Annotated in this window: 23 protein-coding genes and 1 pseudogene; 9 read left to right on the top strand and 15 right to left on the bottom strand. The window is 59.7% G+C overall.

Annotated elements, in window-relative coordinates:
* Positions 1-180 precede the first annotated feature (180 nt).
* The 5 genes from BLV61_RS03435 to BLV61_RS03415 are packed head-to-tail and all read right to left on the bottom strand — an operon-like array spanning position 181 to position 5,720.
* Positions 181-1,653 carry an aldehyde dehydrogenase family protein gene (locus BLV61_RS03435; protein WP_090462513.1) on the bottom strand — a complete coding sequence of 491 codons (1,473 nt, stop codon included), beginning with the start codon at positions 1,651-1,653 and terminating at the stop codon, positions 181-183.
* Positions 1,646-2,473, bottom strand: coding sequence for an ABC transporter permease (locus tag BLV61_RS03430; RefSeq protein ID WP_090462511.1), 828 nt, complete (start codon positions 2,471-2,473; stop codon positions 1,646-1,648). The genes BLV61_RS03435 and BLV61_RS03430 overlap by 8 nt, the downstream gene beginning before the upstream one ends.
* Before the next feature lies 1 nt (position 2,474).
* A complete protein-coding gene (locus tag BLV61_RS03425) occupies positions 2,475-3,392 on the bottom strand; it encodes an ABC transporter permease (protein ID WP_090462509.1) in 918 nt (305 codons plus the stop codon).
* Between the two features lie 30 nt (positions 3,393-3,422).
* Entirely contained in the window at positions 3,423-4,565 is a 1,143-nt protein-coding gene (locus tag BLV61_RS03420) for an ABC transporter substrate-binding protein (protein WP_047530069.1), read from the bottom strand.
* 39 nt (positions 4,566-4,604) lie between these two features.
* Positions 4,605-5,720, bottom strand: coding sequence for an ABC transporter ATP-binding protein (locus tag BLV61_RS03415; RefSeq protein WP_090462506.1), 1,116 nt, complete (start codon positions 5,718-5,720; stop codon positions 4,605-4,607).
* A 405-nt stretch (positions 5,721-6,125) separates the two neighbouring features.
* On the opposite strand from BLV61_RS03415, the gene parS reads away from it, so the two are divergent.
* Together parS and BLV61_RS03405 are read left to right on the top strand one after the other, a co-directional pair.
* A complete protein-coding gene (gene parS, locus BLV61_RS03410) occupies positions 6,126-6,695 on the top strand; it encodes a type II RES/Xre toxin-antitoxin system antitoxin (RefSeq protein WP_090462504.1) in 570 nt (189 codons plus the stop codon).
* A complete protein-coding gene (locus BLV61_RS03405) occupies positions 6,695-7,192 on the top strand; it encodes an RES family NAD+ phosphorylase (protein WP_047530063.1) in 498 nt (165 codons plus the stop codon). Before parS ends, BLV61_RS03405 begins: the two co-directional genes overlap by 1 nt.
* 76 nt (positions 7,193-7,268) lie before the next feature.
* On the opposite strand, the gene BLV61_RS03400 is transcribed toward BLV61_RS03405, so the two are convergent.
* On the bottom strand, positions 7,269-8,117 hold the full coding sequence (locus BLV61_RS03400) for a response regulator transcription factor (protein ID WP_047538793.1): 849 nt from the start codon (positions 8,115-8,117) through the stop codon (positions 7,269-7,271).
* Positions 8,118-8,344: 227 nt separating this feature from the next.
* Positions 8,345-9,004 (bottom strand): methyltransferase family protein, encoded by a 660-nt coding sequence (locus tag BLV61_RS03395; protein WP_090462502.1) that lies wholly within the window; start codon positions 9,002-9,004, stop codon positions 8,345-8,347.
* 187 nt (positions 9,005-9,191) lie between these two features.
* Between BLV61_RS03395 and BLV61_RS03390 the strand changes: the two genes are divergently transcribed.
* Positions 9,192-10,106 (top strand): pyridoxal-phosphate dependent enzyme, encoded by a 915-nt coding sequence (locus tag BLV61_RS03390; RefSeq protein WP_090462500.1) that lies wholly within the window; start codon positions 9,192-9,194, stop codon positions 10,104-10,106.
* 77 nt (positions 10,107-10,183) lie between these two features.
* Here the strand turns inward: BLV61_RS03390 and BLV61_RS03385 are convergent, their stop codons facing one another.
* Entirely contained in the window at positions 10,184-10,504 is a 321-nt protein-coding gene (locus tag BLV61_RS03385) for a DUF2388 domain-containing protein (protein ID WP_090469717.1), read from the bottom strand.
* A 327-nt stretch (positions 10,505-10,831) separates the two neighbouring features.
* On the opposite strand from BLV61_RS03385, the gene BLV61_RS03380 reads away from it, so the two are divergent.
* Complete coding sequence (locus BLV61_RS03380) at positions 10,832-11,938, top strand: NAD(P)/FAD-dependent oxidoreductase (protein WP_090462498.1); 1,107 nt, start codon at positions 10,832-10,834, stop codon at positions 11,936-11,938.
* Positions 11,939-12,025: 87 nt separating this feature from the next.
* Complete coding sequence (locus BLV61_RS03375) at positions 12,026-12,619, top strand: DinB family protein (RefSeq protein WP_090462496.1); 594 nt, start codon at positions 12,026-12,028, stop codon at positions 12,617-12,619.
* Here BLV61_RS03375 and BLV61_RS03370 read toward each other — a convergent pair.
* The 5 genes from BLV61_RS03370 to BLV61_RS03350 all read right to left on the bottom strand — a co-directional run bounded on the left by BLV61_RS03370 (position 12,540) and on the right by BLV61_RS03350 (position 18,192).
* Entirely contained in the window at positions 12,540-13,460 is a 921-nt protein-coding gene (locus BLV61_RS03370) for a LysR substrate-binding domain-containing protein (RefSeq protein ID WP_047530052.1), read from the bottom strand. The genes BLV61_RS03375 and BLV61_RS03370 overlap by 80 nt on opposite strands.
* Positions 13,461-13,603: 143 nt before the next feature.
* Positions 13,604-14,722 (bottom strand): RHS repeat-associated core domain-containing protein, encoded by a 1,119-nt coding sequence (locus BLV61_RS03365; RefSeq protein WP_090462494.1) that lies wholly within the window; start codon positions 14,720-14,722, stop codon positions 13,604-13,606.
* Positions 14,723-15,055: 333 nt separating this feature from the next.
* A complete protein-coding gene (locus BLV61_RS03360) occupies positions 15,056-16,108 on the bottom strand; it encodes an RHS repeat-associated core domain-containing protein (RefSeq protein WP_090462492.1) in 1,053 nt (350 codons plus the stop codon).
* Between the two features lie 393 nt (positions 16,109-16,501).
* Entirely contained in the window at positions 16,502-17,641 is a 1,140-nt protein-coding gene (locus tag BLV61_RS03355; RefSeq protein WP_090462490.1) for an RHS repeat-associated core domain-containing protein, read from the bottom strand.
* 203 nt (positions 17,642-17,844) lie between these two features.
* Positions 17,845-18,192, bottom strand: coding sequence for a DUF6124 family protein (locus tag BLV61_RS03350; RefSeq protein WP_090462488.1), 348 nt, complete (start codon positions 18,190-18,192; stop codon positions 17,845-17,847).
* 383 nt (positions 18,193-18,575) lie between these two features.
* Between BLV61_RS03350 and BLV61_RS31505 the strand changes: the two are divergent.
* From BLV61_RS31505 to BLV61_RS03335, 3 genes and pseudogenes are all read left to right on the top strand, one after another.
* Positions 18,576-18,816 (top strand): annotated as a pseudogene (locus BLV61_RS31505) (hypothetical protein); the annotation flags it as partial.
* A gap of 2 nt (positions 18,817-18,818) precedes the next feature.
* Positions 18,819-19,616, top strand: coding sequence for an SDR family NAD(P)-dependent oxidoreductase (locus BLV61_RS03340; RefSeq protein ID WP_090462486.1), 798 nt, complete (start codon positions 18,819-18,821; stop codon positions 19,614-19,616).
* 27 nt (positions 19,617-19,643) lie between these two features.
* Complete coding sequence (locus tag BLV61_RS03335; RefSeq protein ID WP_090462484.1) at positions 19,644-20,054, top strand: SRPBCC family protein; 411 nt, start codon at positions 19,644-19,646, stop codon at positions 20,052-20,054.
* Between the two features lie 108 nt (positions 20,055-20,162).
* Here BLV61_RS03335 and BLV61_RS03330 read toward each other — a convergent pair whose 3' ends face one another.
* A complete protein-coding gene (locus tag BLV61_RS03330) occupies positions 20,163-21,557 on the bottom strand; it encodes a sensor histidine kinase (protein WP_090462482.1) in 1,395 nt (464 codons plus the stop codon).
* On the bottom strand, positions 21,535-22,218 hold the full coding sequence (locus BLV61_RS03325; RefSeq protein WP_047530042.1) for a response regulator transcription factor: 684 nt from the start codon (positions 22,216-22,218) through the stop codon (positions 21,535-21,537). Before BLV61_RS03325 ends, BLV61_RS03330 begins: the two co-directional genes overlap by 23 nt.
* Before the next feature lie 178 nt (positions 22,219-22,396).
* Here BLV61_RS03325 and BLV61_RS31500 point away from each other — a divergent pair, with 178 nt between their 5' ends.
* Positions 22,397-22,699 (top strand): YdcA family protein, encoded by a 303-nt coding sequence (locus tag BLV61_RS31500; RefSeq protein WP_090462480.1) that lies wholly within the window; start codon positions 22,397-22,399, stop codon positions 22,697-22,699.
* The last annotated feature ends 6 nt before the right edge of the window (positions 22,700-22,705 follow it).

The following is a 22,705-nucleotide window of genomic DNA, read 5'->3' as shown; positions in this document are numbered from 1 at the left end:
ACTACGAGTGTGGGAGCGAGACTGTTCGCAATGGCGGCCTGGCGGTCGACAGTTTTGTGGGCGGTGCCGACGTCATCGCGGGCAAGCCAGCGCCCACAAGGGCCCTGAGCGACCTCGGTTTTTGAGGTCGCTGAAGATCACATTGTGGAAGCAAGCCTGCTCGCGAAGCGGTCGGTCTGTTTACTTCAAATACCAGCCCCAGGGTTGCTCGCTGACGTACTCGGTGACCTGCTTGACCTCCAGATAATTGTGCAGGCCCCATTCCCCCAGCTCACGGCCGATCCCGCTGTGTTTCATGCCGCCCCACGGCGCTTCGACGAAGGTCGGTTGCGAGCAGTTGACCCAGACAATCCCGGCGCGCAACTGGTTGGCCACCCGTGCGCTGCGTTGCAAGTCAGCGCTCATCACCGCCGCGGCGAGGCCGAAGCGGCTGGCGTTGGCCATTTGCACGGCTTGTTCTTCGGTGTTGAAGCGCTTGATGCACAGCACCGGGCCGAAGACTTCTTCGCGCCAGAGAATGCTGCTGGTTCCCGGTTCGTCGAAGATCGCCGGCTCGATGAAATAGCCCTGGGGTAAATGCGCCGGCCGGCGTCCTCCGGTGAGCAGGCGCGCACCGCTGGCCAGGCCCTGATCGATAAAACCGAGCACCTTGTCGTACTGGCCCTGGCTGACCAGTGGCCCCAGCAGCACGCCGGGCTCTAGGCCCGGGCCGATGGTGATCTTGCGGGTTTCTTCCACCAGGCGTTCGATCAGCCTTGGGGCGATGCCGTCCTGCACCAACAGGCGCGAGGTGGCGCTGCACACCTGGCCCTGGTTCCAGAAAATCCCGAACAGAATCCACTCCACGGCAGCTTCGACATCCGCGTCGTCGAACACGATGAACGCCGACTTGCCGCCCAGTTCGAGGCTGATGTTCTTGATGTCACGGGCCGCGGCCGACATGATTTTCGCGCCGGTGGGCACGCTGCCGGTGAAGGCCAGTTTGTCCACGCCGGGGTGCTCGGTCAGCGGGCTGCCAGCCTCGGCGCCGAGCCCGGTGACCACGTTGAGCACGCCCGCCGGCAGGCCGATGCGGTCAGCGGCGGCGGCCAGCTCCAGCGCTGTCAATGGCGTCAGCTCGGACGGCTTCAATACCACCGTGGCGCCCGCCGCCAGGGCTGGAGCTACTTTCCAGGCGGCCATCAGCAGCGGGTAGTTCCACGGGATGATCTGCCCGGCCACGCCAATCGGTTCGTGGCGGATACGGCAGCGAAAACGGGCGTCCGGCAGGGCCAGTGGCTGGTCCTGTCGTTCGTCGAGTTCACGGGCCAGACCGGCGTAATAGCGAAAACAGCCAATCGCATCGCCGATGTCCCACTGCGCTTCGGGCAATGGTTTGCCGTTGTCGCGCACCTCCAGTTCCGCCAGCGCGGACTGGCCGTTTTCCAGTTCATCGCCCAGGGCCTCCAGCCACTGCGCGCGCTCGGCGCCGGTGGTTTGGCTCCAGCCATTGTCGAAGGCGCGCCTGGCGGCGCGCACGGCATGGTCGACGTCCTCTTCGGTGCCGGCCGCCACACGGTGGAAAACGTGTTCGGTGGCCGGGTCGACGACCTCCAGATAGCCGCCCAGGTCCGGGCTGACCCACTCGCCGTTGATGTATAGCTGATCACGCATGGTGCGACTCCTGAACGCCGGTCTGGCGGTTTTGCAGAGAGCGGGAAGTGAATAACAGTGCCAGCGACACGCAGATGATCACCGTCGAGATCGCGTTGATCTCTGGCGTCACACCGCGGCGGATGGATGAAAAAATGTAGATCGGCAAGGTCGTCTCGGAACCGGCGACGAAGAAGGCGATGATGAAGTCGTCGAAGCTGAAGGTGAACGCCAGCAGGAACCCGGCCATGATCGCGGGGCTGATCTGCGGCAGGGTCACCCGCCAGAAGGTTTGCATGGGCGGGGCGTACAGGTCGGCCGAGGCTTCCAGCAACGCCTTGTCCAGCGAGTCGACACGGCTGCGCACAATCACCATCACCAGCGCCATGGTGAACAGCGAGTGCGCGGCGATCACGGTGAAGAACCCCATGTTCAATCGAGGCGCGCTGGGCATCCAGCTCGCCAGCAGCGGGTTGATCAGGTCGAACAGGCTGATGAAGGCAATCAGGGTCGAGATGCCGATGACGATGCCCGGGACAATGATCGCGCAGTAGGTCAGGGCATCGAACAGCAGGCGAACCTTGCGTCCGGCACGCTGCAGACCGAACACCGCGAGGGTGCCGAACAGCGTCGCCAGCACCGCCGAACAGAAGGCAATGAAGGCGCTGTGACCGAGGGCTTCCATGATGAACGGGTTGTCGAAGGCGCGGCCAAACCATTGCACCGAGCAGCACTCGAAGGCCAGGCCACTGCGCCCGGCGTTGAAGCTGAACAGGATGATCAGGGCGATCGGCGCGTAGAGAAACAGGTACAGCGAAGTCGAATAGCTGCGCAGCCACATGTCACAGGCCTCCGTCGGCAGGGCGGCCGCCATAGCGCGCCACGAGCTTCAAATACAGGCCGATGATCAGCAACATCATCGCCACCAGGGTCATCGCCAGCGCACTGCCGAAGGGCCAGTTGCGCGACTGCAGGAACAGGTCGACCAGCGCGTTGCCGACAAAGAACACCTTGCCGCCACCGAGAATGGCCGGGATCAGGAACTCACCCATCAACAGGATAAAGACCAGCATCACCCCGGTGATGATCCCCGGTGCAGAGAGGGGCAGGGTGATTCTGCGAAAGCTTTCGAAGGCACTGGCGCCCAGGTCCGCCGAGGCTTCGAGCAGGCGCTTGTCGAGTTTTTCCAGGCTGACGTAGATCGGGAACACCATCAGCGGCAGGTAGCCGTAGACGATGCCGATCAGCACGGCCCAGGGCGTGTTGATCAGCCTCACGTCTTCCAGGCCAAGGCTGGCCAGCAACGCCGGAATGCCCTTGCCGCTGAGGATGAAAATCCACGCGTAGGTGCGGATCAGGAAACTGGTCCAGAACGGCACGATCACCAGCGTCAGCAGCAGCGAACGGTTTTTGCTGACCTTGACGGCGAGGAAGTACGCCAGCGGGTAGGCCGCCACCAGGCACACCAGGGTGCCCAGTGGCGCCAATACCAGCGTGTTGCCGAACGCCGCCGCCCGCGAACCGAGGTTCAGGTAGTTGGCCAGCGTGAAGCCCCCGGCATACCCGCCCACGGCGCTGCGTTCGCCGAAACTGAAGACCAGGATGATCACCAGCGGCATCAGTAACAGCAGCAGGAACCACAGGGTCGAAGGCAAGAGCATCAGCAGGGTGATCCGCCGGCCGAGGCTGCGCCGTGGGCGCACCTCGACTGACAGGGCACTGCCCGGCTGCACCGTTTGCGGGTGGGCGGCGGCATTCATGGGCGACTCCTCGTTGGCCATGGCAAGTGATCAGGCGGATTTGAAACGGGCCATCAGTTCGGCGCGGGCCGGGCTGGTGAGCGTCGCCGCCGCACCGAACTCCAGTGGGCTGAGGGCTTCGGCGGCCGGGTACATGATCGGATCACTGAGCATGGCCGTCGGCAGCAGGGCATCGACCCGCTTGTCACCGCTCGGGTAGCCGTGGCTCAGCACTTCGAGCTTGTTGTGCTGCGGATCGAGCAGGTAGTTGATGAAGGCGTAGGCGGCATCCTTGTGCTCTGAGTTTTTCGGAATGGCGAAGAAGTCGCTCCACAGCTCGCCGCCTTCCTTGCCCAGCTCGAACTGCATCTGCGCGTTGTCGCGATGCAGTTGCGAGGCGTCACCGGTCCACGACATGGCCAGCCAGGCATCGCCGCTGCGCATCGACGGCTGGATATCGGAGTTGATGGCGAACAGGTGCGGCTTGACTTCAATCAGCAGCTTTTCGGCATCGGCCAGTTCTTTCGGGTCCAGGGAGTTGAAGCTGTAGCCGAAGCTTTTCAGGGCGTTGCCGATGGCAGTGAGTTGATAGTCGTGGACCATGGTGCGGCCACTGGCAGGCCCCTGGGCGGCGGCCCAGAATTCTTTCCAGCTGGTTGGGCCGTTCTTCAGCTTGCCGGTGTCGTAGAGCATGCCGGTGGTGCCCCAGTTCTTCGGCACCGCATACACCTTGCCGTCGACTGTGCCCTGTGCCATGAACTTCTGCTGGAACGCCGAGGCATCGAAATTGGGAATGCGCGACAGGTCCAGGGGTTCGATCAAGCCCAGGCCGACGTAGGTGCTGATGGTGTAGTTGGTCGGCACCAGCACGTCCCAGCCACTGCCGCCGGCCTGCAACTTGGCGAGCATTTCTTCGTTGGAGCCGAACACGCTCATCGATACCCGCGCACCCGTGGTTTTGGCGAACGCGTCGAGGTTTTCCTGACTGTGGTAGTTCGGCCAGGTCGCCAGCGACAGGCGATCGCCCAGTTTGCCTTGTTCGGCGGCCTCGGCCGTGGAGGTCAGCAGGCCGGGCATATGGGTCGCGACCACCGCCGCGGCGATCCCGAGGCCGGTGCGGCCAAGAAAGTCGCGGCGACTGATCGAGCCGTTCTGCCAGCTGCGCAAGGTTTTGATAAAGGTCTTCTGGTCCATAGCACGCTCCCCATCCGGTTGATGAAACGAATCGACGACTTACAACGCCATGGCCAGGCCATTGGCGTGATCCCAGCCGACGCGCACTGCCGCGCCGTGTTCGAATGCGTTGGCGCCGTGGTCCTGCTGGCGCGGCACGCGCACGCAGACCACGCCGAAGGCCTGGGTGCGCACGCGGTATTCGGTGGTGTTGCCCAGGTAGATCCGGTCCTCGACGCAGCCTTGCAGGGTCACTTCCCGCGCCATGTCGGCGCTGGCACCGGCAATGCTGATTAGTTCAGGGCGCACGGCGATGCAGCCGTCGGCGTTCGCGCTCAGGGCCTTGCCGGTGGGCGTGAGCGGGCTGGTCAGTTCCAGTCCCTGCTCGGTGCGCAGGACCACCGAACGGCCATTCAGATGGCGGACGGTGCCGTTGAACAGGTTGGACTCACCGATGAAGTCAGCCACGTATCGGCTGGCCGGAGCTTCGTACAATTGTTCCGGGGTGGCGGTCTGGATGATCGAGCCGTTGTGCATCACGCTGATGCTGTCGCTCATGGACAGCGCTTCTTCCTGGTCGTGAGTGACCAGCACGAAGGTGATGCCGACCTCACGTTGCAGGCGCAGCAATTCCGACTGCATCTCCTTGCGCAACTTGCGGTCCAGTGCCGCCAGCGGCTCATCGAGCAGCAGCACGGTGGGCTTGTTGACCAGCGCCCGGGCCAGGGCCACGCGCTGTTGTTGGCCGCCGGAAAGCTCACTCGGTTTGCGCTGGCCGAAGCCGCTGAGGCGCACCATTTCCAGGGCTTCATCGGCCATGCGCAGCTGTTGTTTTTTGTCGGGACGCGGGGTGCGATAGCGCAGGCCATAGGCGATGTTCTGTGCCACGGTCAGGTGCGGGAACAGCGCGTAATGCTGGAACACCATGTTCACCGGCCGCTCGAAGGCCGGAACGCCGGCAACGTTCCTGCCCGCCAGGCGCACTTCACCGCTGGTGGGCTGTTCGAACCCGGCGATCATGCGCAGGGTGGTGGTTTTGCCACAGCCCGAGCCGCCCAGGAAAGAATGGAACGAACCGCGCCGCACGGCGAAATTCAAACCACTGACAGCCTGTACCTGGCCATAGCGTTTGACCACGTTGCAGAATTCGATATCGCTTGGCGGGTTGTCGTTCACGAGGCGGGCTCCCTTGCAGTGATGAATCAGTGCGTCGGGGGCCAAACTAGCAATGAGGGTTTTGCGGCGTATATATCCCTTGGGGGGTAGGAGAGGGCATGCGGAGCCTGGGTAGGCACCGTCCTTTGTAGGAGCGAGCCTGCTCGCGATGGTCGTGAACGATGGCGCGTGCTTGCAGGCTAAACTCGGTGCCTTTGGGTCCATCGCGAGCAGGCTCGCTCCTACAAGTATTGCATTAGCGTTTTATTCAATCCGGTAGCTGGCCGGTCGCACTGCGTCAGGCCTGGCGCTTCGCGAGTCAGCGCCGCTTCTGTAGGGCGTGTTGCAGGTCAACGTTTTTGGATTGGATAGTATTGCCATTTGGCACTATAGTTTATGCCAGATGTCAGAGTGACGGAGGCCGCCATGAGCGCCAAGAAAAAAGATGATGCAGCTGATGAGGCTGTCAAAAATGCCGGTCGCTCCACGAGTATTCAACTGGGCCAGCTTGAAGCAACCGCCAGTTTTATGCGCCGCAAGAAGCCTGCGGTGACCACTACTGCGACAGATCACCCGCCACGCATGGTCGCGATCTTGCTCTCCGGGAATGTGGGTGATGATCGTATGGAGATTTACCGAGCGGTAAGAAACGGTTTTCCGTTGCAGTCAGTGCTCAACATGATCGAAAACAGCGAGGTGTATAAGCAACGCGGCGTGCTGTCGAAAATCGTTGGCGCTTCTGATCGCACGCTGGCGCGGCGGCTGAAAACGCCCAATGAAATCTTGACCTCGGAGCAAAGCACGCGCGCGCTTAACTATGCCGAAGTCTTGGAAAAAGCCACGGAGGTGCTGGGCTCGCGCGAGCTGGCCGAGCAATGGATGGTCAAACCTGCTCGTGGCCTGGACGGTGAAATACCCATCGATTTGATTTCTAACTCGGTGGGCTATGAGTTGGTGACTGATTTTCTGACGCGCATCGAATATGGGGTCTATTGATGGCTAAAGACCCCTTCAGCAGTGAGATTCACTTCTGGCGTCTCGACCCTGCCGAGTATGCCCCCACATGGCATTTGGGCGTGGGGGCAGAAAAGGTGGGTGGACGCTGGAACCCTAAAGGCATGGCCACGGTTTATGCGAGCCTGGATGCCTCTACGGCCATTCTCGAGGTGGCGGTGCACAAGGATTTCGACGCGTTGGATTGCAAACCTCATCGCCTGACGCAGGCCCGTGTGCTGGACCCGTCCAGAATTCACGTGGTACGGCCCGAAACCATCGCAAACCCCAATTGGTTGGTACCTGGCACCCCAAGCCGCAGCCAGCAACAGTTCGGTGCCGACCTGCTGCGCCAGCATCCGTTTGTTTTGGTGCCATCGAGCGTGTCGCCGCATAGCTGGAATTTGCTGATGAACCCGCAAATGGCCAATGGTTTGTACGAGCTGGTGTTGCAAGAGCCTTTTGGTCTGGATGGTCGGCTAAATAAGCCTCAAGCCTGAAGCGCATCATCCCCTCAAGGCCCCGTCCAGCGATTTTTGATGAACGGATACGTGCTGCTTACAAGCACTGCGCAAGCTACCAGCCAACGGCGCGACCTCGATCCCCTTGCAGCCTGTCGCTTGAAGCTTGCAGCTGATTTTCAGTGAGGTCGCGGATAAACAGTCCGAGCAACTCCGACTGGCTACCGATGCCGAGCTTGGCGTAGAGGTTCTTGCGGTGGATTTTCACCGTGCCCGGACTGATGTTCAGTTGTTCGGCGACCGAGGCGCTGGAGTGACCGCGCAACAGCAGCTGCACTATCTCCTGTTCGCGCCCGGTGAGAATGTGCGCGCCGAACTGATCGAAGGCTTCGCGGATCTTGAAGTCCAGATCCTGCGCGGGGCGCGGTTGCTGGGCCTGACGCAAGCGCCAGGCTTCATTGATGACCTGCTCGACCACCGCTTGCGCGCACTCGATCAACTGCATTTCGTCACGGCTGAACGCGCAACTGGCCGAGGAACGCATCAGCGACAGCACGGCCGTGGCACCGGCGCCGAGGTCGACGAAAAACGCCACTTCTTCTGCCAGACCGGTTTGCTGGTAATAAGTCAGGTAGTACTCGCCGAGGTAGAAGTGGTCGGGCGCAAACTGGCGCAATCGCCACAATCCGGGTGCCTGCCCGCGCGTACAGGCCAAATAGAACGGATCGAGCAAATACGGTCCGCACTGATAGTCATCGACATACACCGCGCGTTTGTCCGCCGAGAAGGTGTCGAACAACGCCAGGGGCCGGTGATTGCCTTCGTAGACAAACAGGACGAAATGATCGACCGGGCAGACTTGCCGCAACCAGTGGCTAAGGCCCGACAGCCGTGCATGCCCGGCGGGCAGGTCGAGCAGGTGGGCGACACCGGTGGTCCAGAGTTTCAGTTCCTTGGGGCGCATGGTGGCTTCAAGCAAGGGAGGATCGCCTTGAGATGCACAAAGTACGCCATGCCTGTTTTGGCCGTGCGGGGCAGGGCGGGGGGATCGAAATGCTTGAAAAAGATGCACTGCAATGGGGCCGGGTGTTACCGAGTGCTACAGCTTTGGTAGCAGAAGTGATGGGTTTCAATCACGTTCGAGAACGTCGAATGAGCAAGCGGTTGGCGCCGACACCGGCTGCGGTTGTTTCAATAGATTTTCGGAATCAACCGCCAGCTCCGGGTGCAATAAGCCTCGTAGTCAGCACCAAACTGCGCCCGCAATAGCGCCTCCTCCGAATGAATCCGCGCAATCAACGGGATCACCATCAGCGCGGCCAGCAACAGTCCGACCGCCGAACGGAACGCCAGCGCCCAGCCTACAGCGATGATCAACATCCCCAGATAACTGGGGTTACGCAGGCGGCGATAAATGCCGTCGGTGACCAGGCTGTGCCCCGGTTGAATCGCCACCAACCCGCTGAAGCGCTTGCCCAGCACGAACACTGGCCAGATTCGCAGGGCGCCGCCCAGGATGTACAGCACTGCCCCGAGCCAACGCACGCCCTCGCCGCCGAACGTCCAGACGTCGACCCGGTCGGTGTAGGCCGGTAGAAATCCGCTCAGTAAGCCAATGATGCCAAAGGCCGGCAGCACCCAGCGGTTGGCCCGGTCTTCACGTTCGCCGGAACTGAGATTGACCTCGGTGAACAGCGAAGCGACGACCATCGCCAGGGTGGCAAGCGCCACCACGACCAGCGCGCCATGGGAGAAAAAGGCGGCGAATCCGCCCAGCCCCCAAATCGCGAGCCAGAGGTAGGCGAAGGTGGACACGAAGGCGACAAAAGCCAATCTTACGGAAATTTTCATGATGCCTCGATCAGTGGGCACACCCTTGATTATAGGATCCGCCCCAGTCTGCGGTCGTCCCTGGCCCCGCGCCGCGTTATCACTGAAACGCCAGTATCGGGTCAGGGTGAACTACGCTTGAAAAAGGACCGTTCACCGCTGGCTCACAGAACATTCGACGAGTCGGCGGCGTGCACCAGGAGCCGCCATGCTTCACATCAGAACCCCGTTGATCCTGCACCCTGGACTCTCTTCCCCGGCCCGTCGCATCTGGCTCAAACTGGAAAACCTGCAACCCAGCGGCTCATTCAAACTGCGTGGCATGGGGCTTTTGTGCAGTCAGGCCGCAGCCCAGGGCAAAACCAGAGTCGTCTGTCCATCCGGGGGCAACGCCGGGTTCGCCACCGCCGTGGCGGCCGTCAGCCTGGGATTGCAGGCGTGCATCGTCGTGCCGCACACCACCCGTGAAAGCACCCGCGCCAGAATCCGCGAAACCGGCGCCGAGGTGATTGTCCACGGCAAGGTCTGGGACGAAGCCAACCAACGGGCCATGGAGCTGTCGCAGGGTGCGGACACCGAATATGTCCCGGCTTTCGATCACCCGGTGCTGTGGCAAGGGCACAGCACGATGGTCGATGAAATCCTCGAAGACTGCCCGCAAGTCGATGCGTTGGTCACGTCGGTGGGCGGCGGTGGTTTGCTGGCGGGCCTGCTCACCGGGCTGATCCGCCATCGGCGCATGGACTGCCGGATCGTTGCCTGTGAAACCCAAGGCGCGGCGTCGTTTGCGGCGGCCATGGCGGCCGGGCATCCCGTACGCTTGCCACGGATCGATACGGTGGCCACTTCACTCGGCGCCTATGAGGTGGCGGCGTGGCCGGTACAGCATATCCTCGATTTTCCCCACGAGTACGTGGTGCTCGGGGACGAAGAGGCGATCATGGGCGTGGTGCGGTACGCCAATGATTGTCGCCAGTTGGTCGAGCCGGCGTGTGGAGTTTCACTGGCGATTGCGTACCTGGATCATCCGGCGATTGCCCAGGCCCATGACGTGGTGATTGTGGTCTGTGGCGGTGTCAGCATCACCCCGGCCCTGGTGGCCGGGTGGGCGCGACACGCTTGAAGCCACACCCGTCAAGCAAGGCAGGGCTGGAAACGCTGTCCACGCTTCACCAGCCCCACCGCTGAGGTTGGCCGTCGTTATTGACCGGCTGGAACGCCTTCCTGGACGAGAATGGCGCGAGCCAGGTCTTCGTCGCTTGCGTTGTTGAGGTCGGGGTGCTCCTGCCGAAGCTGTTTGAGAACCGATTCCAGATAAGCGCCGCGAATCGTACCGCCACTGGCCACGAAGCTGGAGGCGTCATCACGGGCGGGAATCATGAGTTTGTGGTCCTTGAATGTTGAGTACAGCGATGCGGAAACCCCGGCTGAGGTGGCGACATCGCCTGCGTCCACCTTGGCCATTGCAGAGCCGAAGGGTAAACACAGCAACAGAGAAGAAACGATAATCAGACGGCGCATGACGGTGTCCTCTGCAAGCGTGAAGCAAAAAAGGAAGTACCTCATCATTTAGGATGCATGGCGGTCGCCAGGAGTTCCCTGATGGTGAAGATTGACACGGGTGCAGTCGGAGAATCATTTTTCCGGGATCGGGTTCACAAGGTCCGAACTGTAGGCGCTGGCTTGCCAGCGAAGGCGGTTGTGGGAGCGGCGCGATATCCAGAGGCGACATGGGCGGCAGGCTCCCGATGCCCATCGTCTTCGTGGTCAGGGCCATGCTGTTGGCGATATTCTCCTGCCTGATCGATTACCGAGAGCGGGAGCTGGTTTGACATGAGGGCAGGGCGGGTGAGCGTCGATATCGACAGCGTGGTGGTTGGGGCCGGTGTGGTCGGGCTGGCGGTGGCCAGGGCGCTGGCCATGAGCGGGCGCGAAGTGATTCTGGTCGAGGCCGGCGAAGGCATAGGCGTGGGCATCAGTTCGCGCAATTCCGAAGTGATCCACGCCGGCATCTATTACCCCGGCGGCAGCCTCAAGGCGCAGTTGTGCGTGGAGGGCAAGCAACGCCTCTACGCCTTCTGCGAGGAGCGTGGCGTCAGCCATCAGCGCCTGGGCAAGTTGATCGTGGCCACCGATGATGCGCAGCGCACGGCGTTGCAGGGCTTGCTGGAGCAGGGCCGGCGCAACGGTGTCGATGACCTGCAATGGCTGGAGGCGAGTGAGGCGCGGGAGCTGGAACCGGCGTTGTCCTGCGTCGCCGCGCTGTGGTCACCGTCCACCGGCATCGTCGACTCCCATGGCTTGATGCTGGCGTTGCAGGCCGATGCCGAAGCCGCGGGGGCGTCACTGGCGTTTCATACGCCGCTGTTGTCGGCGCGTTGCCTCGAACAGGGTTTCGAGTTGCACATGGGCGGGGCCGAACCCATGACCTTGAGCTGTCGCGAGCTGATCAACTGTGCAGGGTTGTCTGCGCCCGAGGTGGCAAGCCGCATCGCCGGCCTGCCTGCGCAATACATTCCAGCGGCGCGGTTGTGCAAGGGCAGCTATTTCAGTTTCAGTGGCCGGGCGCCGTTTCGCCATCTGGTGTATCCGGCACCGGAAAGTGCCGGGTTGGGTGTGCACATGACCCTCGACCTAGGCGGCCAGGCGCGATTCGGGCCTGATGTGGAATGGGTCGATCACCTCGACTACCGCGTCAATCCATCCCGGGGCGACGGCTTTTATCAGGCGATCCGGCGTTACTGGCCGGGGTTGCCCGATGGCAGTCTGCAACCGGCCTACAGCGGTATTCGCCCGAAAATCAGCGGCCCGAACGAACCGGCCGCCGACTTTCTCATCAGCGGCCCGACTCAGCATGGCGTAGCGGGATTGGTGAACCTGTTCGGCATTGAATCCCCAGGCCTGACCAGTAGCCTGGCGCTGGCCGATCGGGTACTGGATACGCTCGCGCAGTAACCACCGTACCGATGATCAGCCACAGCACCGCGGCGTGGGGATAGCGCTATCCTTGAGAGATGCGCTCATCGCCATCGGAGAAGTCTGATGATCAACGTACGCACTGCCTGCCTGCTTGCCGATTACAAACAATGGGCCAACCAGCGCCTCTTCGATAACCTGGCGCAACTGCCGCCGGGCGAAGTCGAAAAACAGCGCGCTTCAGTGTTCAAAACCATGATCGGCACGCTGAACCACATCTATGTGGTGGACTGCATCTGGCAGGCTCACCTCGAAGGCCGAGGGCACGGCTTCAAGACCTCCCACGAATTGGTGCATCCGGCCCTGACCGACTTGCGTCTGGCGCAGCAGGACGTCGATCACTGGTACAGCGACTGGACCGCCCGGCAGACCGATGCCTCACTGGACAAACCCGTCCGGTTTACCTTTCTCTCCGGTGAAAGCGGCACCATGAGCGCCGGCGCGATGTTGATGCACGTGGTCAATCACGCCAGCTATCACCGTGGTTGGGTGATCCAGATGTATTTCGAGATTCCGGCCATGCCACCCATGACGGACCTGCCGATCTACTTGCGCGAGACCGATCCGCAGTTCAATTCGCTCAATGTCCCGATGGTGGAGCCGACATGTGCTCCACAATTTTCGAGCGCAACCAACGTTCTGCCGGATCGTTATCGTTGACGCCGTTCCAGACCATGGACAGTTCGGACAGCTTGATCTCGAACGGCGCATCGTCGGCACGCAGTTGGGGACTGCCTTCGATCAGCGCGCTCGCCGCGTAATCCGGCACCGTTGCCAACATGTCGGTGCCCGCCAGCAAGGCGCGCAGCCCGGCAAACTGCGGCACCGCCAGCACCACCCGGCGCGAGCGGCCGATGCGGGCGAGATCGGTGTCGATCGCCCCGGTCAGATCCCCGGAAAACGACACCAGCGCGTGGGGACGTTCGCAGAATTCATCGAGCGTCAGGGGGCCGGGCCGGTTGTCGCCGCGCAGGATCTTGACGCTCAAGTCCCGCAGTTTCTTGCGCTTGGCATTGGCCGGCAATTCCGTGGTGTAGCTGATCCCGACAGTAATCTCGCCGGTCGCCAACATCGACGACATCAACAGGAAATTCACCCGCCGCACGACGACCACAACGTTCTGCGCTTCTTCGCGTATCTGCTTGAGCAACGGTGGAAACAGACCGAATTCGGCGTCATCGGACAGGCCGATGCGAAACACGTCACGGCTGGTGGAGGGGTCGAAATCTTTGGCCCGGCTGACCGCGCCGGAAATGGTGTCCATCGCCGGCTGCAGTTCCTTGAGAATCACCAGGGCGCGCGGCGTCGGCTCCAGGCTACGGCCGTTTCGCACCAACAGCGGATCGTCGAACAAATCCCGCAACCGCGCCAGCGCCGCGCTGACCGCAGGCTGGCCGAGGAACAGTTTCTCTGCGGCGCGGGTCAGGTTCTTCTCGAACATCAGGGTTTCGAAAATCACCAACAGGTTCATGTCCACGCGGCGCAGGTCGTTGCGGTTCATGGTTGGGGCTCGTGGGGGGGGTGGGTCTTTTCAGTAAAGCAGCAAACCCTGAGCCTGCTCTGTGGCCGGATGACTTGCGAGCTATTTGATCGAACGGCTGAACTTAATGTCGTCTCGTAACTTCTCTAAAAGATGCTTGTTGTTTAAGAAGCAAATTGGAAGTGTTGAGAAAAAATGTGGCGCCTCTGCTGATTAAGTATTTGCTTTTGGGATTCGCGAATTGCGAGCATCCTTTCATTGTATTGTTTAGCAACCTCCGATGATATTGTTATCGGCTCGCCGTTTTTGGTGTGTGTTACAGGTCTATGCGTCGCTAGGAAAAGCCTATTCCCCCACGCCTGGTCGGCTCGCGGCTGATCTCCATGCACATAGTCCAGTAGATTGATCTGGGCGCTTAGTTTTTCTTGGTTGGGGTAATGCAGGGCGGGTGGGAATTCATCTATTGGCAAGCTGCTTAGTGAGACACCAGACAAGGCGAGTTTTTTTCTTGCGATCATTTCCAGGTTTATGGGCTCAGTGCCTAGCATTTGATAGGCTTTTCTTTGTTTGAAATCGTTCTCAACTATGTTTTTGAGTGGTAATTTCATTTGACTTGTTATTTTATTGAATTCTTTTTTTGCGGCTCTAGCTTGACTGAGGCTAACATTTTTTTGACGTGTCAAGACATGTCCTTCAAGTACGTAATTTACTACTCCAGCAGAGGTTTTTTTTAGAAGTATTGGCTGGGCTATATGTCCCGTTGTGTCGACTTTATTTACAGGGTCACCCGAGCAATACGCATACGCATTCAACCCGCCTCTATCAAACGGACTCAAACTGTCCGGACTGTTAAACCGCATCAACACCGGATTAAACGCTCGATAGCCATTACCCAGCAAATAATGCCCGGTCAGTGGATCAGGCCGTTCGCCATTGAACCCCATCAAACTCATCCATCCATTTGTCGCTTGGCGGTGACCATAGGGCGCAAAGGCGATGGGTTGTGCCTGGTGGTTGGCTTTGAGAGTGTTGAGCACCGAGCGTTGCTGATCAATCGCCAGCAGCGTGGTGTCGTGTTCGACACCCTGTTGCTGTTGTTGCGCCAGCAGCCAGTCACCGTGCTGGAAGAGGGTTTGGCGCAACGCCTCCTGAATTTCAGTGGCCAGGCGGCTTTTGCAGTAGAAGCGCTGAAGGGGTGGCGCGTCAGTCAGCCCCTGGCCGGTCAAGCGGTCGAGGGCGTCGTAGCGGTATTGGCAGAGCAGTGTTGCGCGTGTTGCTGGCATGTTGGGCGCTCCCGAAAGGCTGGCGTGGTGGCGAACAGTATTGGGGGGGTCGGAACCTGCGGGAACTATCAGAACTGTTAGGTTTGCTGGGGGGGCAGAGCCGATGGTGAGTGATCACCTGTGGGAAGGAGTTGTCGGAATGCCGCGTTGTTCCGCTCGGCTGTGCAGCCGTCGCAAATCCTTAGGATGAAGTCTGTCTTCATGACAGCGATCGCAGAGATTGGGGGCGCTAGGCGATCCGGCGGGAGCAAGTTCCCTCGCTGCAGAGCGTTGGCTCCAACTTCTCAGCTCATTGCCATACGAAAATAATATTTTTAAGAAAGTATCCAATGATCAAAATGGAGCTTCATGAGACCTGAGGCGTATTTTTTTGGGTTCGGACGTGTCCCCAAGTGCTCTGATTTCGATAGCCCTGGATTTATGATTTGCGATAAAAAATTCCATCGAGTCACGTTTTATAGGATGCCCAAGCTCATAGAAATTATAGTCGTAGTCAATGCCTTGTTTCATGCTGGTGAGGTTTCTAACATGAATTTCAACTATATTATCTTTTTCATATATTTGGTGTGTGGGTATTTTGATGTTTGTGTTTTTAAGTTCTTGCTTTCTGGCATATTCATATGTAGTTGATATGTCTGGAGAGCCGAAAAATCCTCTTTGATCTCCCTTGAGTTTAGTGTTTCTAAGTAGTACACCCTCTTTAATAAGTTTCCTTGCTTGTGTTTTTCCAGTTCCATGAAATGCAAAAAAATCGACCTTGGCGATATCTGAAATGTATAACTCAGGTACAGATAGAGTTCTTTTTATAGATTTTTGAGCACGAAAAAGGTAAAGGGCGGTGAATTTTGAAGGGACGCGGCCTGAGTTATCAGAGAAATTGATAGGGTCCCCAAGGCAATAAGCATACGAATTCAACCCACCCTTACCAAACGGACTCAAACTGTCCGGGCTGTTAAACCGCATCAGTACCGGATTAAACGCTCGATAGCCATTACCCAGCAAATAGTGCCCGGTCAGTGGGTCAGGCCGTTCCCCATTGAACCCCATCAAACTCATCCATCCATTTGTCGCTTGGCGGTGACCATAGGGCGCATAGGCGATGGGCTGTGCCTGGTGGTTGGCTTTGAGTGTGTTCAACACCGAGCGTTGCTGATCCGTCGCCAGCAACAGTGTGTCGTGCTCGACACCCTGTTGCTGTTGTTGCGCCAGTAGCCAGTCGTCGTGCTGGAAGAGGGTTTGGCGCAACGCCCCCTGAATTTCAGTGGCCAGGCGGCTTTTGCAGTAGAAGCGCTGAAGGGGTGGCGCGTCAGTCAGCCCCTGGCCGGTCAAGCGGTCGAGGGCGTCGTAGCGATAGTGGCACAGCAGTGTTGTGCGCTTTGCTGGCATGGTGGGCGCTTCCGAAAGGCTGGCGTGGTGGAGAACAGTATTGGGGGTTTCGGAACGGGCGGGAACTATCAGAACTGTTAGGTTTGCTGGGGGGGCAGAGCCGATGGTGAATGATCACCTGTGAGAAAGGTTTGTCGGAACGCAGGGTTTGGGGCCGCTGCGTGGCCCGGCGGGGTGCGAGCTCCCTCGCCACAGGGTTGGTTGTTTATTCGGAGGGGTCTAGGCGATCAGTGCGATGGTTTATCTGCCGATGCCGGAGATACGGGGCAGGCGTTGCGGTTATCTGACGTTAAAGTAAAAAGGGGCGGATGATCCGTCCCTTTAAAGGCTATCCTGAAAAAGTTTGGTGTTGACCAAAAAAATTTTCGGTGCGACGAAAAAGTTTCACGAACCCTAAGAACTTCGAATGTTTGGAGTGAAGATGGCGGGATTGTACTTATAGTGCGCACCTTTATATGTTGTCGTTGTTGTGACAGTGGATGTGATTTTTAATAGTCGTGATAATGGTTGTGCCGGGCCAAGACCGGCCATAACTCCCTCGTATGCTTTTACAGGTTTGTTAAGGTTGTTGGCTAATTGTTGGCCATATGAATTAATACCACCGTCTGCGCCATTGCAGCTCATTAGTTTTACATTTGTAAATTTTTCGTCAAAGTCAGGATGTTTTTTCAGTACTGCGTCCGCCAGTTCTTCTGGGTAATATTTGTCTACCCTAGTCCCATCGCCATGGGCATCAATTATCAGACGTTTGCCTCTACCCTTCGAAAGTTTTTGCTCTGCGAGATAAACACGTTTGTGATCGGTAAATAACGGCTTCGTATTACTGATTTTCGCAGTAGATGCGCCTATAAAATAACGACCTAACACCCCCGCCGCGCCAGCAGCCAAAATGCCAACTCCGACGTATGTAAGTGCTTCGTTTTTAGTGATAATGCCTGCTGTCCCTAATCCAAGTCCCGCTACACTTAGTCCGATTAAAAGCCCTTTCGCTCCAAATGAAAAGTGACCTGTTGGATCAACACGATTAATCGGGTTTCCCAAAGCATAGGCATACGCATTCAAACCGCCGCTATCAAACGGACTCCAACTGTCCGGACTGTTAAATCGCATCAACACCGGATTAAACGCCCGATAACCATTACCCAGCAGATAATGCCCGGTCAGTGGGTCAGGCCGTTCGCCATTGAACCCCATCAAACTCATCCATCCATTTGTCGCTTGGCGGTGACCATAGGGCGCATAGGCGATGGGTTGTGCCTGGTGGTTGGCTTTGAGAGTGTTGAGCACCGAGCGTTGCTGATCAATCGCCAGCAGCGCGGTGTCGTGCTCGACACCCTGTTGCTGTTGTTGCGCCAGCAGCCAGTCGTCGTGCTGGAAAATGCTTTGCCGCAACGCTCCCTGAATTTCAGTGGCCAGGCGGCTTTTGCAGTAGAAGCGCTGAAGGGGTGGCGCGTCAGTCAGCCCCTGGCCGGTCAAGCGGTCGAGGGCGTCGTAGCGGTAGTGGCAGAGCAGTGTTGCGCGTGTTGCTGGCATGTTGGGCGCTCCCGAAAGGCTGACGTGGTGGCGAACAGTATTGGGGGGGTTGGAACCTGCGGGAACTATCAGAACTGTTAGGTTTGCTGGGGGGGCAGAGCCGATGGTGAATGAGCACCTGTGGGAAAGGTTTGTCGGAATGCAGGGTTTGGGGCCGCTGCGCGACCCGGCGGGAGCGAGCTCCCTCGCCACAGGGGGGGTGTTTAGTCGGGTGGGTCGATGCGGTCCAGTGCGCGGTTCACGGCCAGTTCGCCGAGCATGATCACTTGTGCGATGCCCAGCAGGGTGTTGCGACTCGTTCCTTGCGTACGGTCCGCGAGGTCCAGGGTCATGACGTTGGCCGAGGCCAGGGATTCGCAGGCGTGGGCCAGCAGGGATTCGGTGTCGAGCTCGGGGTCGACGATGAACATGCTGCAGGGTTTGCGCGGGGTGGCGCGGATGTCGGCGGCGGAGGGGATGCGGTCGGTGGGTTCGTGGTGGTTTTCTGGATCGGGGTTTCTGGAATGTAAGGCGGGGTCGGTGTCTGGCGGGGTGGGTGTAGTTTTCAACATGGATGGAGCTCCTGGGCTGTGACTTGGGAGCCGTCACCTTTCGCTACCAAACGAGGGTGGCGGCCATGCTCAGGTTGGTAGACCGGTAGTCCCAGGAAACCGGTGCATCCGAAGACGCCCTGTGCATGGCCACCATAAGCAGCAAAGACGAAACAGCCTTTGCAAAAGGTGGCGTTACACGCCTGGAAAACTCGGGCTACCAAACCCGATCACTGTTTTTTTCAGCGACCGGCAAACGATAGAACCCGCCCCCAAGGCGCACAAGCCGGCGGATTCTGGCGTACCCGTAGGCAACGACGCAAGGCGCTGTAGCTTTCACGAAGTAACGCTGACAGCCATTAAACAAATGCATACGGCTGACGCTTTCGCGACCCAGCGCTCACTCCTATGCGGTGCTGACCTGCTTGCGCGAAGCCGGCGTGATTAAGGGCTGGGGCCTGTGAACAGGTCGAGCCGGGTAAATTGACCCTTGATCCGAGCGAAGCGCAACCAGAGGGTAATTTTCTGACGGGTCGCTACACTCTTTCCGTCCTTGACCGCGTGATTCCCGCAACCTTCTGGCAGGCGCTGCGTGACGCAAAACTCTTATCCGAGCGCGCACCGTTGCCGATCACTGGAGCTTGAGCATGAAAATCGATCTGAGTGGAAAACTGGCGATTGTCAGCGGCAGCACGGCCGGCATTGGCCTGGGCATCAGCAGGGCGTTGGCCGAGTCCGGCGCCACGGTGGTGGTGGTCGGGCGCGATACGGCCAAGGTTGAACAGGCCTTGGCGAGCATTCGCCAACAGGTGCCGGGTGCTCAACTGCGCGGGCTGGCTGCCGATCTCGGGACGGCCGAAGGTGCGGAAAAACTGTTCGCCGCCGAACCACGGGCCGATATCCTGGTGAACAACCTGGGGATCTACGAAGCGGTGGATTTCTTTGATACCCCCGACAGCGAGTGGACGCGCTTCTATGAGGTCAACGTGATCTCCGGTGTGCGCCTGTCCCGGCATTACGTGCCGGATATGGTCAAGCAGGGCTGGGGGCGGGTGATTTTCCTGTCTTCGGAATCCGGGATCGCGATCCCGGCCGACATGCTCAACTATGGCGTGACCAAAAGCGCCAACCTGGCGGTGTCCCATGGACTGGCCAAACGGCTGGCGGGCACCGGGGTGACGGTCAATGCGGTCCTGCCCGGCCCGACCTTGACCGATGGCGTGGAGCACATGCTCAAGGATGCCATTGCCCAATCCGGTCGCAGCCTGCAGGAGGAAGCCGACGATTTCGTGCGCAAGGCTCGGCCCACTTCGATCATCCAGCGCGTGGCCCATGTCGAGGAAGTCGCGAATCTGGTGGCTTACATCGCTTCGCCGTTATCCTCGGCTACCACGGGCGCCGCCCTGCGGGTCGACGGCGGTGTCGTCGACAGCCTGGCCATCTGAACCTTACTGATCAAGAGAGAACACGACATGGCATCTGCATCAGCCTTCATCGACATCCCGGCCTCGGCCGATCAGGTCTGGCAATTGATTGGGGGATTCAACTCGCTGCCGGACTGGCTGCCGCTGATTTCCAAGAGTGAACTCAGCGAAGGCGGGCGGGTGCGCAGCCTGCAAACGGTGGACGGCGCGGTTATTATCGAGCGCCTGCAAGGGTTCGATAACGCGGGCAAGACCTACAACTACTCGATTGTGCAGGCGCCGTTTCCGGCCACTGAGTACCTGGCGACGATCAAGGTTGAAAGCCAGGGCGAGGGCGCCCGGGTGACCTGGTCTGGCCGGTTTGAACCGGTGGGGGTGAGTGACGAGGAAGTGGTGGCGTTGTTCGCCGGGATTTATCAGGGCGGACTGCAGGCGCTACGGGCCAATTACCCGGCCTAGCCTGGATCTGTGGGAGCCGGCTTGCCGGCGAAGAGCCCTTCCGGCCTTGCAGCGCTGCCACGGCCTCTTTCGCTGGCAAGGCAGCTCCCACAGGTTTTGTGTTTATCCTCAGGTCGGGGTAATCAAGCTCTGGCGGCAATCGATCACCAGCCGCGCGCCCCCGAGCTCACTGCGGTCTACCTCCAGCGTAAAGCCGTGCAGGCTGACAATCGCCGCGACGATCGACAGGCCCAGGCCGAAACCGCTTTTCTGATTGCCTGCCTCGGCGCGATAGAAGCGCTGGAACACCGCCTCGCGTTCGGCCTCCGGGATTCCGGGACCGGAATCGAGCACTTCGATGCGGGTATGCCCGCCCTGATTGACCCCTCGCAAAATCACCGCGCCGCCGGGCGGGGTGAACTTGATCGAGTTGCTCAACAGGTTCGCGATCGCCTCGAACAGCAACGCCCGGTCGCCCTTCAGGGGCGGCAATGACCCAGGCACGTGCAATTGAAAAACCAGGCCATCGTCTTCGGCCAGTGGCAGATAAAACTCATGCAGTTCCTGCAGCAACGACACCGGGTCGAGCTGCACAAAGCCGGAACGGCGCTGTCGATCTTCCAGTTCGGAAATCCGCAGCAGGCCACGAAAACGCGCCATCAGGGTGTCGGCTTCGCTCAGTACCGAATCGAGTTGCGCCGCTTCGGCAGAGCCTTCACCGGCCTGCTGTTGCATGCGATAGAGCTGTGCGCGCAAGCGGGTCAGCGGCGTGCGCAGGTCGTGGGCGATGTTGTCGCACACGCCCTTGACCTCGTTCATCAAGCGTTCGATGCGTTCGAGCATGGCGTTGACGATGGCGGCGAGCATGTCCAGTTCATCGCGGCGATTGGACAGCGGCAAGCGCTTGGTCAGGTCACCGGCGACGATGGCCTCGGCACTGGCCTGAATCGCGCGAATTCGCCGCAGCGGACGGCGGCGCAACAAATGCCAGCCGACGATGCCCGGCAGGATGGTCAGGGTCACGCCCCAGAACAATGCATGGAGGATGATGCGGGTGACGGCAAACAACGAGCCGTTGTCCCGCACCAGGACCAGCCAGCGACCATCCTCGGTGGGGGTCGCCACCGCGTCACAGCTGTCGGCGGGCAAGGTCGGGTCGTCGGAGTCGGTGCAGTCGCTGAGCATGTGGATCTGGCCGTCCAGCGGCAGGCCGTGGGGGATGTGGCGCAGGGCGCCGCTGAGGTAACGGTGCTGATCATCGAACAGGCCATAGGCGTCGATGCCGCGAATGTCGAAGGTCATGCTCACCGCGAGGGCGTCCACCAGTTGTTCGCCCTGAAAGCGCGAAAACAGGTGCTGACGTTGCATCAGCGAATGTTTGGCCAGATTGTCCAGGTAAGCGGACACCTCGTAGTACATGACCCCCATGAGAATCCCGCTCCAGGTCACGAACAGCGCACTGTAGAGCGCCAGCAGACGACTGCTGGAAGAACGCCAGCCTTTAGACGGGTTCGGCAATGACATAACCCGAGCCTCGCACGGTTCGAATCAGTGGAACATTGCCCGGTGGGTCGATTTTTTTGCGCAGGCGGCCAATGTGCACGTCGATCAGGTTGGTGCCCGGATCGAAGTGATAGCCCCAGACCTCTTCGAAAATCATCATCCGCGACAGGATTTGCCCGGTGTTGCGCATCAGGAATTCCAGCAGCTTGTATTCGGTGGGCAGCAGCGTCAGCAACTCACCATTGCGGCTGGCTTCGTGGCTGATCAGGTTCAGTTCCAGATCCGCCACCCGCAACGTGGTGACGTGCGCCGTTACGGTGTTCTGGCGGCGCAACAGGACTTCGACGCGGGCGGCCATTTCATCGGTGGCGAAGGGTTTGGTCAGGTAATCGTCGCCACCGGCGCGCAAGCCGCGCACGCGTTCGTCGACGTCGGAGAGGGCGCTGATCATCAGGATGGGGGTCGCCACGCCCATGGTCCGCAGCGTGGTGACGATGGCCAGGCCATCCAGCTCGGGCAGCATGCGGTCGAGGGTGATGAGGTCATAGTGGCCGCTGACTGCGCGCTCCAGCCCTTCGCGGCCGTTGTCGACCCAGTCGACTTCGAGGCCGTGGCTGCTCAGTTCGGCGACAATTTCCCGGGCGGTCACGGCGTCGTCTTCGATGGTCAAGATACGGGTCATAGGCGGGCCTGATAAATCGGTTCAAGTCTGAGTTCGAAGCATTTTGCCAAGAATTGCCCGCGATTTAATAAATTAACTTTCATGTGATTGCGGTGCATTTAAGGAACGTTGATATCATTGGGCCATAATTTCAACGGGAAGTTGCACCTTGCGTACTCTAAAGCCTGGCTGGATGCCGATGTGCCTGCTGTTGCTGAGTGTTGTCTGCTCATCGACATGGGCCGCCAATACACCCTGTTCTGGAAAGAAGGGCGGTGTCGCCCGTTGTGACGGTGAACTGTTCCTGTGTAGCGACGGCTCTGTCAGCGCTTCGAAAAAAAGTTGTTCATCTATATATGGCGGCCAAAGCCAGGCCCGGCCACAAGCACGTGTGCAGGAGGCCGATGGCTGCGCCTGCGGAACCGGTTCGTTCTGCACAGGGCCCAGAGGCGGCGTTTACTGCCTCACGCCCGGAGGCAATAAAAGCTACAGGCGCCACTAGTTTTCG

It is taken from the genome of Pseudomonas mohnii (assembly GCF_900105115.1).
GTDB classification, from domain to species: domain Bacteria; phylum Pseudomonadota; class Gammaproteobacteria; order Pseudomonadales; family Pseudomonadaceae; genus Aquipseudomonas; species Aquipseudomonas mohnii.
Note: the sequence above shows the minus strand (reverse complement) of the source record. Positions and strands in the feature narration are given on the sequence as shown.